General features: G+C 35.2%; 14 protein-coding genes. 3 read left to right on the forward strand and 11 right to left on the reverse strand.

Annotated elements, in window-relative coordinates:
* Nucleotides 1-52: 52 nt before the first annotated feature.
* The 3 genes from ABJ974_RS12005 (at nucleotide 53) to ABJ974_RS12015 (ending at nucleotide 2,439) form a co-directional block, all read left to right on the forward strand.
* A complete protein-coding gene (locus ABJ974_RS12005) occupies nucleotides 53-1,060 on the forward strand; it encodes a helix-turn-helix transcriptional regulator (protein WP_419868483.1) in 1,008 nt (335 codons plus the stop codon).
* A gap of 54 nt (nucleotides 1,061-1,114) precedes the next feature.
* Nucleotides 1,115-1,672, forward strand: coding sequence for a YdeI/OmpD-associated family protein (locus tag ABJ974_RS12010; RefSeq protein WP_419868484.1), 558 nt, complete (start codon nucleotides 1,115-1,117; stop codon nucleotides 1,670-1,672).
* Between the two features lie 101 nt (nucleotides 1,673-1,773).
* Entirely contained in the window at nucleotides 1,774-2,439 is a 666-nt protein-coding gene (locus ABJ974_RS12015; RefSeq protein WP_419868485.1) for a hypothetical protein, read from the forward strand.
* Nucleotides 2,440-2,699: 260 nt separating this feature from the next.
* Here the strand turns inward: ABJ974_RS12015 and polA are convergent, their stop codons facing one another.
* The 11 genes from polA to tssD form a co-directional block, all read right to left on the reverse strand.
* Nucleotides 2,700-5,528: a DNA polymerase I gene (gene polA / locus ABJ974_RS12020; protein WP_419868486.1), complete on the reverse strand. Its 2,829-nt coding sequence runs from the start codon at nucleotides 5,526-5,528 to the stop codon at nucleotides 2,700-2,702.
* 277 nt (nucleotides 5,529-5,805) lie between these two features.
* Nucleotides 5,806-6,603 carry a hypothetical protein gene (locus ABJ974_RS12025; RefSeq protein WP_419868487.1) on the reverse strand — a complete coding sequence of 266 codons (798 nt, stop codon included), beginning with the start codon at nucleotides 6,601-6,603 and terminating at the stop codon, nucleotides 5,806-5,808.
* Nucleotides 6,604-6,737: 134 nt separating this feature from the next.
* Entirely contained in the window at nucleotides 6,738-7,310 is a 573-nt protein-coding gene (locus ABJ974_RS12030) for a hypothetical protein (RefSeq protein ID WP_419868488.1), read from the reverse strand.
* A gap of 200 nt (nucleotides 7,311-7,510) precedes the next feature.
* A complete protein-coding gene (locus ABJ974_RS12035; RefSeq protein WP_419868489.1) occupies nucleotides 7,511-8,869 on the reverse strand; it encodes a hypothetical protein in 1,359 nt (452 codons plus the stop codon).
* A gap of 4 nt (nucleotides 8,870-8,873) precedes the next feature.
* The gene (locus tag ABJ974_RS12040) at nucleotides 8,874-9,470 is read right to left on the reverse strand and encodes a hypothetical protein (protein ID WP_419868490.1); all 597 of its coding nucleotides are present in this window, start codon (nucleotides 9,468-9,470) and stop codon (nucleotides 8,874-8,876) included.
* Between the two features lie 22 nt (nucleotides 9,471-9,492).
* Nucleotides 9,493-10,539, reverse strand: coding sequence for a LysM peptidoglycan-binding domain-containing protein (locus ABJ974_RS12045; RefSeq protein WP_419868491.1), 1,047 nt, complete (start codon nucleotides 10,537-10,539; stop codon nucleotides 9,493-9,495).
* A 48-nt stretch (nucleotides 10,540-10,587) separates the two neighbouring features.
* The gene (locus ABJ974_RS12050; RefSeq protein WP_419868492.1) at nucleotides 10,588-11,505 is read right to left on the reverse strand and encodes an ankyrin repeat domain-containing protein; all 918 of its coding nucleotides are present in this window, start codon (nucleotides 11,503-11,505) and stop codon (nucleotides 10,588-10,590) included.
* A 1-nt stretch (nucleotide 11,506) separates the two neighbouring features.
* Entirely contained in the window at nucleotides 11,507-12,757 is a 1,251-nt protein-coding gene (locus tag ABJ974_RS12055; RefSeq protein WP_419868493.1) for a PAAR-like protein, read from the reverse strand.
* Nucleotides 12,758-12,766: 9 nt separating this feature from the next.
* Nucleotides 12,767-13,621 carry a hypothetical protein gene (locus ABJ974_RS12060; protein WP_419868494.1) on the reverse strand — a complete coding sequence of 285 codons (855 nt, stop codon included), beginning with the start codon at nucleotides 13,619-13,621 and terminating at the stop codon, nucleotides 12,767-12,769.
* Between the two features lie 526 nt (nucleotides 13,622-14,147).
* A complete protein-coding gene (locus ABJ974_RS12065) occupies nucleotides 14,148-16,289 on the reverse strand; it encodes a type VI secretion system Vgr family protein (protein ID WP_419868495.1) in 2,142 nt (713 codons plus the stop codon).
* Between the two features lie 153 nt (nucleotides 16,290-16,442).
* Nucleotides 16,443-16,847, reverse strand: coding sequence for a type VI secretion system tube protein TssD (tssD, locus tag ABJ974_RS12070; RefSeq protein ID WP_292010909.1), 405 nt, complete (start codon nucleotides 16,845-16,847; stop codon nucleotides 16,443-16,445).
* Nucleotides 16,848-17,117: the final 270 nt, after the last annotated feature.

Below are 17,117 nucleotides of genomic sequence, written 5' to 3' on the forward strand. Positions count from 1 at the left end.
TAAATCACTGATTATCAGTATGAAAAAATTCATTAAACAGATACAATGGTGAATGATGAAGACATTAAAATTTAAATCGTTTTTTAGAAATTTATTTGAGTTCATTTCCTACTCAGGCGTCGATGATAATGACACTCCCAAAAACAAAGACTTTAACATTCTGCTTAATCAATATCTCAGTGGTGTATTTCTGGTCTTTTTTGTTCAGAGTATTTCCATTTTATATTTTTTAGGCTTTAGATGGAACAGTATTTTTTTGCTGTTTGTATCTTTTTTATTCCTTATATGTATTTTCTATTTCCGGTCTTTACGAAGGAACAAACTGGCTGTTTCATTGATTTTCTCGGGAATTTCCTTGATTATTACTTATTATGCTTCTTTATGTGCCCTGGAAAGTGGTGTTTTTATATTCTATTTTCCTCTCATATCAGCTATTCCTATTTTTTTCAATTATAAGGATGATAAAAAATATGTTATTTTCCTGATCATCTTTATCTTAATCAGTCTCTATATATCAGCTTTTACAGGTTTTAATCTTGTAAAGCATAAAGAACTGTTCGGGTATGATCATATTTTATTAATCATTAACATAAGCTGTATGCTTATATTTTCCGGTCTGAACTTCTTCTTTCTGGAAGAGAAAAAAGTAGACTATTATTTTGCTTTAAAGAGAAATAATCATAAACAGGAGCAAATAGAAAACCTTAACAACGAGGTTACCCATCTTAAAGAAATGCTGGTAAGAGATAGTTTTACAGAGGAAACACTGGAAGAACTCATTAATTCCATACAGCTTAATGACAGCGTTTTTATTGAAAAATTCGATAAGCTTTTTCCTGATTTCTTTGAAAAGCTAAAAGAATATACTTCTTCCGATCTTACCTTATCCGATCTTAAGTTTTGTGCTATGCTTAAACTTGGCTTTACCACAAAGCAAATTGCCACTTATACCAATTCTTCCATGAAATCGGCAGAAGGAAAGAAATACCGGCTAAGAAAAAAGTTTAATATTCCTGCAGACATCGATTCCAAGCTGTGGTTCTCCGACATTAAAATATAAGGACGATTTTAAAATCCAATATTGTAATTTTACTTATATTAGATTTTAATTTTTATGACTCTCCTATTTTTCGAAACTCAGGAAGCTTTCAGAGAATGGCTTACAATAAACCACACCACAGAAACCGAAGTATTTGTCGGTTTTTACAGAGTGAACAGTAATAAGGCTTCTATGACCTGGTCTGAGTCTGTGGATCAGGCTCTTTGTTTTGGATGGATTGACGGGGTCAGAAGAACAATTGATCATGAAAGCTACTCTCTCCGTTTTACCCCAAGGAAATCCAACAGCATATGGAGCAATATCAATATAAAGAAAGTTGAAAAACTTATTGAGTCCGGTTTAATGATGCCGGCAGGACTACAAGCTTTTGCATTGAGGAAAGAAAGCAAATCAGGGATTTATTCTCATGAAAAAGAGCCTTCTGTTCTTCATCCTGATTATGAAAAGCTTTTCAAAAAAAACAAAGCGGCATGGGATTTCTTCAATAATCAAGCTCCTTATTATAAAAAGGTGATGATCCACCTGATTATGACAGCTAAACAGGAAAAAACTCAGCTCTCGCGGTTGGAAAAACTGATTAAGGCGAGTGAAGAGCAAAAGCGGATAACGTGATATATATATATATATATATATATATACTAACCCAATACAATTTTTCAGAATATTTACTTTTTATTTTAGAAATTTTTATAGTTTTGAATAAAACACATTCAATGAAAAATAATAAACTTGATTCTTTTGAATTAGAAGATTTAAATTTTTCCCTGGAGGAATTTGAAAAGACCTATTCCATCAACTTCAGCCAGGAAGAGCTCAATAACATCCTTACTTTTAAAGATTTATCTGAAGTAATTATTAATAAATTTGAATATGAGAATGTTACGGACTGTACCTCTCAGCAAGCATTTTATAAAGTAAAGAATATATTACAAACCATAAATCCTAAAATTTCTTCTATTACCCCTCACACTCCTTTAGAGGACTTAATTCCCCGTAAAAACCGTAGATTGACCATTAAAGCAGTAGAAGCACAAATTGGTTTTGATTTAAATCTTCTCAGACCGCGGAAAGTTTTTATATCTTTCCTTATGGCTTTATCTTTAAGCACTTTTATTCTTTTGTTCTTTAATTTTTGGTATGCCTGGATTTTAGGAGCATTTTCATACTCTTTTTACAGAGTTATCTTTGAAAACAGTAATGAATTTAAATTTAAAACTGTCAGAGAATTAGTCGAAAATATAATGCAGGAACATTATTTTCTGATAAGAAGAGAGCCCAATACTATGAATAAAGAAGAATTCAAAAAAATAGTTTTGAATTGGTTTTCAGACAAAATGGATATGGACAAGGAAAGGATGAGGATGACAAGATTTGTTTAGTTATTATTTTAATATAAAAAGCAGGCTGTTTCAGAATCTGGGAACAGCCTGTTTTTCTTTTAAATTATCTTGTAGTCTATATTCACAAAAATGGTCTGAGGAGTAATCCACTTCATACAGATGCTGATTGGTGATGAGTTACAGCATTTACGATTTACAATTTTTCAAATATTTTCTTAGGGGTCTTCAATGGATCTTACAACAAAAAAACCTTCGGAAAGCAACTCCAAAGGTTTAATATTTTAAATATGATAATCATTCTAGTGGGCTTCCAGCCAGTTATCCCCTATTCCTACTTCCACCAATAAAGGTACCTGGGTTTGTAAGGCTCCTTCCATCTCGGTTTTAATTAAGACCGATGCGGATTCCACTTCTTCTTTGGGAGACTCGAATACCAATTCGTCATGCACCTGTAAAAGCATTTTGGTTTTTAACTGCTGGGTTTCCAGTTCCTGATCTATTTTAATCATCGCTATCTTAATGATATCTGCTGCACTCCCTTGGATAGGAGCATTCACAGCGTTTCTTTCCGCATGTCCTCTTACGACAAAGTTTCCGGAATTAATATCTTTCAAATGTCGTTTTCTTCCCAGGATAGTTTCTACATACCCCAGCTGACGGGCTTTGTTAACCTGCTCCGCCATGTATTCCTTTAGTTTAGGATAGGTTTGAAAATAAGCATCAATCATCTGCTTAGCTTCCGTCCGGGAAAGTCCGGTCTGCTCTGCCAGCGCAAATGCACCCTGACCATAGATAATTCCGAAGTTCACTGTTTTAGCCTGGCTCCTTTGGATTTTAGATACTTCTTCGAGCGGAATTTTAAATAGTTTCGCTGCTGTGGAAGCGTGGATGTCTTCTCCGTTCTGGAAGGCTTTAATCATATTTTCTTCTCCGGAAATTTCAGCGATGAGGCGAAGTTCTATTTGTGAGTAATCGGCTGAGATTATTTTCTTACCCTCACCTGAAACAAAGGCCCCCCGAATCTGCTGCCCTCTTAGCGTACGGATAGGGATATTCTGTAAATTGGGATTTACACTCGCCAAACGCCCCGTAGCCGCTGTGGTCTGGGAGAAGTTCGTATGTACCCGGCTGTCTGTCTTTTCGATCTGAGAAGGCAACGCATCTACATAGGTGGATTTCAGTTTCTGATAGGTCCGGTATTCGAGAATATGCTTGATGATTTCATGCTTGGAAGACAATTTCTGAAGTATATCTTCGGATGTAGCGTACTGTCCTGTTTTGGTTTTTTTCGCCTTAGGATCAAGCTGCATTTTTTCAAAGAGTATTTCTCCAAGCTGCCTTGGGGAGTTCATATTGAATTCTTCTCCGGACAATTCAAATATTTTCTTTTCAAGTTCTTTTAAATCATTTTCCAGATCTATACTTTCTTTTGCCAGCCATTTCTCATCCAGTGAGATACCTGCCAATTCCATTTTTGCCAGTACTTCCATCAGTGGCATTTCTATAGTGTAGAACAGCTCCTCAAGGTTTTCTTTTTTCAGCTGCGGTGCAAACAGCTCATATAGCTGAAAGGTGATATCCGCATCTTCTGCTGCATAATCGGTCTGGGTTCTTAAGTCCGCATCCCGGAAATTTCCTTGATTTTTTCCTTTTTTACCAATGATGGTTTCTATAGATACCGGCTTATAGTTCAGATAAACTTCCGAAAGATAGTCCATGCCGTGTCTTCCATCAGGATTCAGCAGGTAATGGGCTATCATGGTATCGAACATGGCTCCTTTTACCGTAATACCGTATTGTTTTAGAATTTTATAATCAAATTTCAGGTTATGGGCAATTTTAAGAATATCTTCTTTTTCAAATAAAGGTCTGAAAATCTCTAAGGTCTGAAGGACTTCTCCTTTATCTTCTGATAAGGGTATGTAATAAGCTAATCCTCTTTTATAGGAAAAACTCATTCCTACGAGTTCTGCTTCCAGCTCATTGAGTGAAGTGGTCTCCGTATCAAAGCATACTACTTTCTGCTTCAAAAGGTTGTTTACTAATACTTTATGAGCTTTTGGATTGTCAACAAACTGATACAAATGATCATTTTCAACAATGGTGGATTTGGTAGAAGTCGCCTGATCCAATTCTTCAAAGTTGGCAAATAAGTCAAGCTGTGTAACCTGGCCTTTGATCTGTGTTCCCACAGACATCTGCTTCACTTCCACCTGGCTTACTACTACGGTTTCAGCAGGAGCAAAGGCTCTGTAAAGATTTTCATACAACCTCCTGAATTCTATCTCGTCAAAAACTTCTTTCACTTTTTCAAAGTCGGGAGTTTCAAGATCATACTGTTCCTGGTGAAATTCGATAGGGACATCACAAATAATGGTCGCCAGCTTTTTGGATAGAATTCCTCTTTCTGCCGACGCTTCGACTTTTTCTTTTAATTTTCCTTTCAACTGGTCCGTATTGGCCAAAAGATTTTCAATGCTTCCGTATTCTTTGAGGAATTTCATTGCCGTTTTTTCTCCCACTCCTTCGAGTCCCGGAATGTTGTCTACTGCATCTCCCATCATAGCAAGAAAGTCTATTACCTGCTTGGGGTCTTCAATTTCATATTTGGCTTTTACTTCTTCCACTCCGAGGATCTCCACATCCCCTCCTTTTAATCCCGGTTTATAGATTTTAATTTTATCGGTTACCAATTGGGCAAAGTCTTTATCCGGTGTTACCATAAAAGTGGTATAGCCTTCTTTTTCTGCCTTACAAGCTATGGTTCCGATCACATCATCTGCTTCGTAGCCTTCCACTCCCAGAACAGGAATATGCATGGCTTCAAGGATTCTGTGGATATAAGGTATGGCTACTTTAATAGCTTCCGGTGTTTCACTTCTGTTGGCTTTATAGGCTGCAAAATCATCTGTTCTTACGCTTGCCTGGCCTACATCAAAAACTACTGCCAGATGGGTAGGCTTTTCTCTTCGGATCAATTCAATAAGTGAATTGGTAAATCCGAAAATTGCTGATGTATCTGTTCCTTTACTGGTAAGCCTCGGATTTCTGATCAATGCATAATATCCTCTGAAAATCATTGCATATGCATCGATAAGAAATAACCTTTTATCTTGTGTTGCGTCCATATATTCTATAATGAACAAATATAAGAAAATAGGAATATTTCTGATCTATATTTGGAACAGGTATTGAAAATCCGGACTGAAAATTGAGGAAAATCCGTATGACGTGCAGGTGTTACCTAGAAGAGAAATTTTATAAAATACGGAGGGGAAGATTCTTCGCTTTGCTCTGAATGACAGATTTGGATATGGGAAAAGATGTAAAGGATTCGATAATCCCCTACTTTTTTCAGTGGAAATGATAATAAGAATAAGCTTGAAATTTAATGATAGATTTTGATCAGAACTTTTTCTTTCGGGTTAACAGGTAAACCCATACTCCATACACCAGAAAGGCTCCTAATAAATAAGGTAATGCAAAAGCAAAACTAAGGTCCTGCCACAAGATTTTGCCAAGACTTTTATATTTAATATAGGCTTCTACCGCACTTCCTATCAGCACAATGAAAATAAATAAGATAATGATAAACCCTATCATCATCATTTTAGGACTCATTTTATCAATAACGGTATAATGAATAGGTTCGGTTTTTACTATATATTCTCCAAAATGGGGGAACTTACGGTCTTCCATCTTTGCATCTACCTTTTTCTTATTGAAATGCTGCTTTATATAAGGCATAAGGGTTTTGAACAGCCGATCTATTTCTTCAACATCTTTCTCCGTAGAAAATGGGGTGAATCCTCCGTGCCCGACTCTTATTTTAACAGTTTCCCTGTCCGTAACAAAGGTAAGATATCTGAAATTGGTCTGACCCGTAGCTTTTATAATCCTGACCTCTTTTAATGGAATTTCCCAATTACTTTTTCCATGTCTTATAGCAAGTCGTTCATTTAAAATGTCCACTTCCCACTCTTTATTGGGGATCATCTTCATGATAAGTCTGAGGATCAAAAAGCTTACTCCCATTGTAATGGCAGCAAAAGCAAGTACGCCTCCAACAAAATATTTTTCAAAATTTCTTATGATCATAAAAAATAAAGGGAATAAACAGATAATGATAATTCCCGTTATGACAGATATTTTTATTTCAGTCTGATAGCTGATTCCTTTAAAGGCAAATTTTTTATTCTTCATTTCCAGATGATCATCTTTATGACTTTCCGCTCCAATATTACCAAAAATTTCTTTGTATTCCCTCTAGTTTACTCAGAAAATTAAATATTAACTGAAATAGCAGGCAGGAACACTTCACCTGCACAAAGGAGAATTTACTTATGAAAGAAAGTTTCTTTATAAAATGAATTATACCTATCCAGACGCTTCACCTTTAGTTTTCCCAGATTCATTTTATGATAAGATTTATAATTTTGAATAAAATCATCAAAATCCTTATTGTTATCCGGTTCCTCTATAATATAATTCCAGCCATTTCTTCTATGAATCACCAGCCATCTTACATTCCTTTTAGTCCCTTTCTTCACTATAAAAAAAACCGATTTTTTAAATTCATCTTTTAAAATTGTTATTTCATTCTTCTTCATATAAAAAGTCAGTTTATGATCATTAAGGGCAACCTTTATTGATTGAGCAGGAAAAAGAAATCTAAAAGTTAATTTACCGATTACAGCGAACATAACGATAAAAAGAGCAACATTCAGCACTGGTAAAAAGCCTATTCCCTTTATTATTTTTATTGTTTCTATAGTTTCCATATAAGGAGATAACCATTTAAAAACCATTATGTAAGACGGTACATATACAATAATCAATACTGTTATTATGCAGTAAAAATATAATAATGGCATTGTGCTTCCTTTAAATGCATATTCATTATTCTTCACGTACAATTTGTTTTTTGTTGCCTTTATAGAGATTACTTATGCCCAATAGTACTAAAAATTTTGTGTAATTCCCTTTATTTACCTAAGAAAGTCACTTTTTCAAGTGACTTTCTTTCGAATCAATTAATCATAATCCTAATCAATTAAATAGTAAAGTGGGGAATATCTGTTTTACTTTCTTTAGTCTAAAATTTAAATAATTAATCTATCGGGGTATTTGCAATAATACTAATTCCATCAGGTTCTTCTGAAAAATCTCTGGCCATTGCAATCGCCAAATCAGCGCGTGCATTTTCTGAAAAGATGGTTCCGATGAAAGGTAAAACAAACAGTAATCCCTGTATACTATTTGAGGTAACTGTTTGCAAATTATTCTTCGCAACCTGGGCTTGTGCAACCCGTCCATCGTCTACCATGCTGGGCGTCATTCTTTCGGAGTTATAAAAACGTATACCATTTTTCCATTCCGGATATTTTCCTGCATTTAAATCTGCCAATAATTGGTTTGCTAAGGGATTGGTTCTCAAGGCAGGCCTGCTTAAACCATCTAAATTATCCAGTTGTCTGCAAAGTTCCTGATTATTCGTAAAAATAGAAATTGACTCTGCAATACCCGTAATTTTACTGAGATAGGTTATATCATAAGATCCGGTACTTCCATTTTTTGTTACGTTTATTAAGTCAGTAGAATCCTGAAACAGATCATCGGGCTTAGAGGGTGTTCCAAATAAGGTATTTTGATCTATATTAACTTCCACCATCTGATTAGTTTTCGGATCTATATAATTTTCCTGATAGCTATTCATGCGGTCATAGGTAGTATTCCCTTCAAGAGTTCCATTTCCATGAAAATCTCTAATTAATTCTCTTTCTCCATAACTGATACCACTGAATAAACCAAACCCTAATAAAAACCGGCCCCCTAGCTGAGATCCGGCAATTAGCCTACCTCCCATTGTCGTAGCTCCGGCAATACCTCCAAAAGCTCCCGGTAAAAAGGCCCCTGCCCCAAAAGATGTTATTGTATTAATCCCTAATTCCCATTGGTTATTAAATGCTATATCCTCGGCAGCCTGCTTAGCGGCAGCCTTACTAAAAAAGGGGGTTAAAATACCATTACTACCGCATTTTAGAATTGATGATCTTGTTATAGCTTTGCTTTTATTAATTTTTACACTTCCATGTACTAATAACCAATGTCCCCCTTTTAAAGGATCGGTACAACTATGTGTAGCTGCAGCTACTACCGCCACAGTACCGGCAGCAAGTAAAACTCCTCCTGCAGCCAAAGCTATCCAACCTAAAGGATTAGACAATAATAAAGCTCCAACAATTATTCCGGCTCCAAATGCTAATAACGTAGCTGCTAAATTGACAGGAGATTTACAAGTAAATTCCTCTTTAATATTTTTATCTTTTTCTGTAAGAATAGGCTGATTTTTATTTTGGTAAAAAACAGATAACGTGTCCCTGCTATGAGAAAATTTTTGAGGTGATGTTCCTAGCTGATAGGTACACACTGCATATACTTTATCTTCAGAAATATATGATGTTCCCATAAATCTATTTTAAATAAAAAATTATATAAATAAAACCTCCTATCAATATAAAAAGAGCCATAATAAGCAGTACAAAAGGTAAAGATGCCAAAAAGAGAATGATATAATCTATACTTTGCTTTCTATTAGTTTCTGATAATTTTTGAAGAAGATTTTGTTCTATTTTTTTTATATTTTGCTCTTCCTCCAAACTGATTTGTTTTGTATCCAACCAGACGATCCAATAGTATTTCATATCCTTATCATCCCGGAGTCTTAACATATGTCCCATGGGCTTAACCCAAAGCCTATACATATTATAGTTCTTTATTTTGTCATATTTCCAGATTTTCATCCTACTGTCATCCTGAAAAATCTTTATATCCTTATCTCCAAAGGAAAGAGAAATCAATTTTGTATTTCTAAAATTAATCCAAACAAATACGATGACTATAGCAGATAAAAAAAAGATCAAAAAATAAGTCTGATTAATAGTGTAATTTATGCTACGGGCATAATAAGATAATAGAAAAGTTATTATACCAAATATCAAAATTGTAATAAAAAAGAACTTGATATTTACAGTTCTTACTACTATATTCTCATTATTTTTACTGATCATTCTCTTAATCTTTTATGTAGATCTATAAATTAACCTTTCTAATAATTAATTCGGTAATAGCTTCAAAGTTATTTTTAATTTTTTCCGACAGAGCAACTTTTCCTTCGGAAAGAAGTCCTGTATTTTTATCAATAGTATATATTATTCTATATGTATAATTAAATTCCGTATAATTATATTTAATAATAGGTTTATAAATTTCATCGTACATCTTTTGAAGCTCTACTTCTGATATATTATTTCTGTCCAATGTTCCTACTAATCTGTATGTAACGAAGTTTTCATCTTCACTTACAGTAGTTTTTACAACATCTATATGGAGTAAAAGACTAGGGAAAAGTTGAGAATATTGTTCTATATAATAATCATTCAAATTTTTCCCTTTAATAGCCCTCAGAAACACATGAAAGAATAAATTTTTATCTAACATATTACTCAAGTTTTCTGAGGAAGAAAACTCCTTATTCCCTGTAATAATTACGTCCCTTGCCTGCTCAGGAGCATTTTTTGCAATTTGCTGGTAAAGAGAATCCGTCTTAAGAACATTTTCGCAAAAATGTTTCCATTTATGCTCCAGCTTATCTCTGTTTAATATATTATTTACAATTTTCTCTTCTCCTATTTCAAACAATACGGGAGATTTTAATCTTTCTATTTTCTCTGAAAAACTAAAGGCATCATGATATACTTTTGGATCAACCGAAAAAACATAATCCTTCAAATCTATTTCCAATAGATCTTGTTCAGGAGAAAATGAGATTAGATATTCAGTATTAACACTTGAAGATAATGTAATAGTCTGATCATTGATCTTTGATATATTTATTTGCTCACAGCGGTACCTGGCTTTTTCTTTAAAGTTTATGGTATTATTTTTATTTTCAGATGTATAATGGCTGGGAGTTATAACCGTTTGAATATGAATTGGCAACTTATCTCCATAAATCTGTTGGGTAACCGGTGAATGTAAGTTGTGAAACTCTACCAATTGCTTAGCAGTTACCTCATATTGCCTGGCCAGGGACTCTAGTGTATCTCCTTTTTCTATTTCGTGCTTAATAAAATTCATGTCTTTTCTATCATGATCCTCTTCAAAATAAGAGCAACCCATTCATAACTATTCTTTCTTTAAAGATTCCAGATTGTCTTTATAGCTTCTTTCTCCATAATTGTTATTAAAATTAACTGAGATTTTATCTTTTGCATCGAGCTTTTCATATAGCTTGATTCGAAGTTCTGTTTTAGCTTTGGGGTCCTTCTTTACAGGAAACTGTACCTGATATTTTTCAATAAGTAATTTTTTAATGTCTGATAACTTTTTAAAATAGGGGGTTTCCGTTTTCTGATGTTTCCTTTGCTTTTCTTCTGCAAATTCAATATACTCTGCCATTGGACAAAGATTCGTCCCCGGAATAATGGGCGTTCCCCCTTTTTCCAATAAATAATTGGCAAGATCCAAATTATCTCTGGTGGCCGTTTCCATGATGTTATTTCCACCGTAAGATTGGTTATTGATATTGGCTCCATGTTCAAGCAGATAATCAATCATTTTTCGTTCCGTATTTTTACCTCCCCCCAGCATCATGGCACTTATCATAGGGGAATCTCCTAACGCAGGATTAGGATTGGCTCCATAGCTGAAAATTAATTCAAGCATTTCATAATTATTAAGGGCTACCGCATGGTTTAAAGGTGTACTAAAACCTTCATCAGGAATTACAATATTGGGATCAGCTCCCATTTCCAGTAATTTTCGCATTGCTTGTAAATCCTCAATAATGGATGCATACATCAGCAAAGTATATCCTGTTTCTTCCTGTAGTTTATCCAGTGCTATATGTTTATTCTTAATCATCTCCTCCATTCCGTTGATATCCCCATCAAACATTTTTTGAGCTGCCAGCAACTCCTCTCCTTTAAACATCTGGGAAGGTGGATATTGGCTTCTGTTTTCTTTTTTACGTGATCTAAGACTGAAATCTGAACATGATATGAGTGTCATAATAGAAAGAAGTATTAAAATTGTTGATTTCATATTACATATTATTAGCTTGAACATCTATATTGATAGTAGCAATCATTGCTTCCATTGCATTGACATAATCACCATGTCCGCTACCTATGGTACTGATTCCTAATCCTTCGTTATTGGCTATATAACCAAAGATTTCATTTTGTTCTCCTAAAGCCCGCGGGACTGCACCTGTGGCTCCTCCGAAAAGTGCTATATTATTAAGAACCGGGATCCTTGAAATAGCTAGTGTGGCAAGTAAACCTTCCCTATTATTCTGTAATCCGTTGAGAATATCATTACTGGTGCTGTAATTAATAATATTGGAAGTAGATCCTACCGCTCCTTCCTCATCAAGGTATTCCAATGTATTATTGTGTACTCCTCTTGCATTAAAAGTATAACCGGGAAGTCCAGTATAATAAGCAGCCATGGCACTATTACCCCCACCTAATGAGTGTCCTGTAAACTTCACATTGCCATCCGTCGCTTCATCCATTTTTTCTGCCAGGCTTCTGGTTTTTTCGATTTGGGGAGTATTAGCCCCAAAAGCCTGTCCTCCATCTTCTATCACCCAGTCTTTCACAAACTGGTCACCTGCCTCAGAGCCCCGAAAAGCCACAAAATATTCTCCTGTTTTATCATTATAATAAAGAGATGAGAAAAAGCCGTCATCCTTATTAGTATTGAAATCCTTGGGCTCAAAAACCCCTTCACCCCATGGCAATTTATCCAGCGCTTCCTGACTTTCCGTATTAATACGTTTAAAGTCTCCGATATCCTCGGCTTCATGGGGATTATTTTCATAAGCATCCCGCGCCATTCTACTGGCGATCAAAGCTTCCTGTAACTGGGCTACGGGTAAATGAAATGTTATTTTTCCTCCGATAAAGCAATCAAGGGTGGAATGCTGTAACAAAGGCTTTTTATTTTCAATTTTTACTTTGGAATGGGTTTTCTTCCAGTCACTGCCTTTACAAAGAAAAGAGCATATATTTAAGCAATCATCAATAAGGGCACTTCCGGCCCAAGCTGCGGCTGCCATCACAAATAAACCACCTGAAAAAGCAGCTGCAACGGCAACTCCGGCTAAAGCTCCTGCTATCGCCATTTCCGGACAAATAAAATTATCCTTAAAACGATCATCTTCCGTAGCCATAAGCTTGGAAGTATTCTTCAGTTTTACAGTGGACTGGGAGCTTACTCCTATTCCTATCAGTCTTCGCCCTTTACTACAGGTAAGCGGTGTGTCTTGTGCTATATATAGTTGGCTCATTGTTCTTGATTAAGGTTTATTTAATTTAACATGATATCTGCACACATAGAGCATTTCTGCATTAAGCTGCTCTTTTACATGAAACATAATTTCCGACAAAACGGAATCTTCATTATAAATATATTCTCCTTCCAGATGATAATCATAATCCATCGGAATTTTCAATGTCTTCTGATAGTTCCTTTCATATATGGTATTGAATTCATCTGCCTTATTTTTACCTTTTCCTTTCAACAATACTTTATATCCCTTTTCCGGTAGCTTTGAAATTTCAAATTCTGAACTATATTCAATGGTCTGTCCCGGAAATAAGGTTGACAATACTGTCCTGTCCGGAATTTTAAATGTGATATCTTCTTCATTAAATACCGGCAATGGATAAAATATAATCTGATAGAGTAAATTATGAGTTATATTACGATCTATATTATTAAATTCTTTATCATAAGCATTAATAAATTCTTCATAGCTGCTGCGCACTAATTCATAGAAACGAAGGTCTTTTTTTATTTCCTGCCATTTAGCTATAACCTCAGCTTTATTTTCAACCTTTTGAATGCTTTTATCAGGCGCCAGGAAGAGCTTCAGAGTATCTGTCGCTTTATTAACCTTTTCAAGGATTTCATAAAAAGGCTTCATCTGCCCGTCGGCTTTTATATATTTCTGGGTAGAGGATTGTATGGCTATATGTCCATATTCCAAAGGTTTAACCACCCAGTCTTCTTCTATTTCGGTTTCATTCGCTTTTCCTCTTCCCAAAGTAAGGTATGATTTTGTCGTAATCGTATAGTGCCCTTCTTTATACCAGGCATATTTAAATCCGGATAAATCAGAGTTGTTTTCCAGGGGATTTTCGGATGCCATATATTATGAATTTAGATTATTGATTTTTATAATTTTGTTCTATCGTGTTGAAAATTAACCCACATTATTTTTTCTTCTTTACAGTAAGTTTTCCCGATTACTGTTCCAAACTATAATTTATCTTTTTATCTCATACTCCGGATCTGTTCCAGGGAATCTAAGATCTGAAGATTATGTTTACTCATAGGATTTCCTAATTTATCTGCTATTTATCGGAAACATCATTCTTAAAACTCTTACCTGCTGTTTCTTTTACCAAATTATAATCAAAAGTATTACTTTTATACCGTGAATTGGTAGTTGATGTTGTTTACTCTATCTCTTGATATCTTCCTCCAAAATCTTGATTAGTTATATTTGTACCTTGGACAATAGGATTTTTACCTTCAATCTTTATTATTCTTCAAATTATCAATTGAATCAGGAATAAAAAGTAGGTACATCCACTTGCTTCCTAAACCTAATTCATCTGCAATTGACTCTAGCGTGTCTCCTTCTTTTATGGGTTACTTATGAATCTCCATAATTAATTAATATCCACTGAACTTCCCGTAATAGTGGTTTTACTATTAAAGTTTGCCTTCGCTCCATTTCCGTTAATATCTACATCCTTAGAAGTTATTTTCACACTGTCCGAGCCGTCAATGGTTATTTTCTTGCCCTTAATATCGATGGTTCCATCTTTTTTCAACGTAATAGAACTGCTCCCTGTTTCTAATTTTATTTCTGTCTTACAGGTAACGTTCACATTTCCGTCTTTATTCATTTTCAGCACTGCATTTTCTCCTCCTACATTGACGGTAAGTGAAGATCCGATATCCATAGTATGGTCTGCACCTATTTTCTCTTTAGCATTGTTACTTACAGTAGTAGTAATATCTCCGTCTCCACTTAATATGACATGGTTTCCGCTTCTGTCTTTCATTGTGATGCCTCCTCCATCATTAAGTTCTATGATATGTCCGCTTTTACTGCTTAAGCTCTTGATATTATTTCCGGTTCCGCCACCACCGCCAATTCCTCCATGGAACATTCCGCCCATTACAAAAGGGCGATCCGGATGCTGATGAACAAAGTTGACTACTACCTGGTCTCCCACTTCCGGTATAGCCATGAATCCCCGGTTTTTATTGACCTTATCACTGCTTCCGCCATCAGGGGTCATCACCCGTACAAATTCTGTAATAGTCTGACCGTTCTGCCAATCAAATTGCACCTGTACTCTTCCCTGACTCAGAGGATCCGTATTGGAGATGACTTTAGCAAACTGTGCTTCCGCTTTAGGGGAATAAAACTGCGGACGTGGAATATATCCCGTATCAGCTGCTATAGCTTCAAAAGTTCCTGTATAATATCCTCTGGCATCCACTTCATGCATCACTTCCGTGATCATAAGTTTGGTAAAATAAGATGTTTCGCTGCTGCCTGTCTTACGCATTTCCATATCGGCAATACATCCGGGATACAGGAAAGGAACGGTGGTAGTACCGGAAGTTACAAAAACTTCTGATGCCTTGCTTCCTGCGGTTCCTTTTTGAGAAGCATCAACATCCATAAACGTAGATGCTTTTATCGGTGCTATTCTGAGTGAAGGGGTTGTAAAAGTCTTTTCTGATATTTCATAGGCTCTTTTTGCTATATCCGATGTATGGTTGATTTTGGAATTTCCTGCAATAAGCTTTTCATTCTTGCTGCTGTTATATCCATAAAACGTAGGGTTGACATGCTGAGCCCGCATCTTTACTTTTATATCATTTACACTGCTTCCATAGGTTAGTTTAACCGGTTTTTCCTGAGGGGGAAGCTTTCCGAAGTGCAACACTTCTCCATCGTAATAGAATTGTTCTCCATATGCTTCAGCCATCCTCGCCAGATAATTGTAATGGGTTTCTTCATATTGGGAGCTGTAAGAGATATTGCCATGCTGGGCATCTACTCTGAAATCGAACTTATTTTGCTCCAGCCCTTCTCTGATCACCTGATCTGCAATACTGTTAAGACTGATCGGCTGAGCTCCGCCAAAACTCTGAATATGAGGTGCGGTATCCAGCAAAACGGTAGGACTTGATCCTGTAAGAACAATATTACCAAGACTTCCTTTTTCCTGGCTGAATCCTACTTCCGTAATTACTCCCACAAAATTTCTCTCCGGTCCGTCTATTACATCTTTATATTTAAAAACTACGGTAATACGCTTTCCGAGAAAGTTCTGTGCTTCTTCCAGATTATGATTTTCCGGATTTCCCAAGGTATCATGAGCCAACATCAAATAAAATTCATGATGCTTCACCACACTCTGAGAAAGTTTGAAATGTTTAAAATGGCTGATTGTTTTCCCTTCTATAATAATTTCAAGCCTGACTACTCTATTGATTCCCAAAATCTGGTTTTCAATAATGCCCGCAATATTATGAATTCCCGAAGTAGGCTGTTTGGACCAGAATGTATCTCCGGTCACGGTAGGCATATTAGGCTGTAGCGTTTTATTCATGAACATATTTCCTGCCCCTTGTGCTGCTCCTGCATAATTTTGTACTTCTGCCGCTTTTTTTGCTATTTTTTTTGTTTTTGATTCTGCTTTTTCCTGAATTTTTTCAGTAATATTTTTATTTACAGACGTTTTAGCCTTTGAACTCAATATTTTGGACGAATTGTTATTTTTTAACATAACCTCAGTGTTTTAGTGTTTTAGATGAATATTATTATGATTCACATCCCTAAATAGATAGAGACTATCCACTTTCAAATGAAAAAACAGAATAGCCACCCTAAGAGTTAACTATTCTGTACCAATTGTTATTTTACTAAGATGATTTACGTGTTAGTTTCCAGGCCATACTCCTTCATAAGCAGCATTACCATAATTGATCTTTTCGGCACTTACAATAAAGCTGATCAGCATATTGTTACTGTCGATAGCGTCAAAGTCCACTTCATGTTGAATTACATATCCGTTTTCCCAGTTCAAAGTGATCAGAGTTCCTTCTTCATGGGATTTATTAAAGGTAATCTCTCCGCTTGTAGGCTTGTATTTACCATTTAATAAACTTTCTAAAATATCGGATTTTTCTGTGGCTTCTATTGTTAATTTGATGATGGCGTTGGATGGGTCGGATGCTACTCTTCCTGAAACATCGGTAGATCTAGATACACTATAATTTAATTTCAATAGTTTTTGACCCTCGCTTCCGTTGAATTTTAAGATTCCTCTTGAATTTTCTGCCATGATAGGTAAATTTTAATCTGTTAATATTTTGTGATTTGGTTGATTTGGTACAGCAAAGATAGATTGCCTATTTGATTATTAAAAATTTTTAAACATAAATCTGAATTTTTGTAGTAATTCTACGATTTCATGTAGTAATTCTACGACTTTATACTCATAACCAATTAAAACAATCTGATTTTCAACACATTAAAAATATAACAATATCCAAAATATTGGAATTATTTTAAATGAGTAACACTAAACGGTGATATATTAAGATATATTTAA

The sequence above is a fragment of the Chryseobacterium sp. CT-SW4 genome (assembly GCF_048572715.1).
Lineage (GTDB): Bacteria > Bacteroidota > Bacteroidia > Flavobacteriales > Weeksellaceae > Chryseobacterium.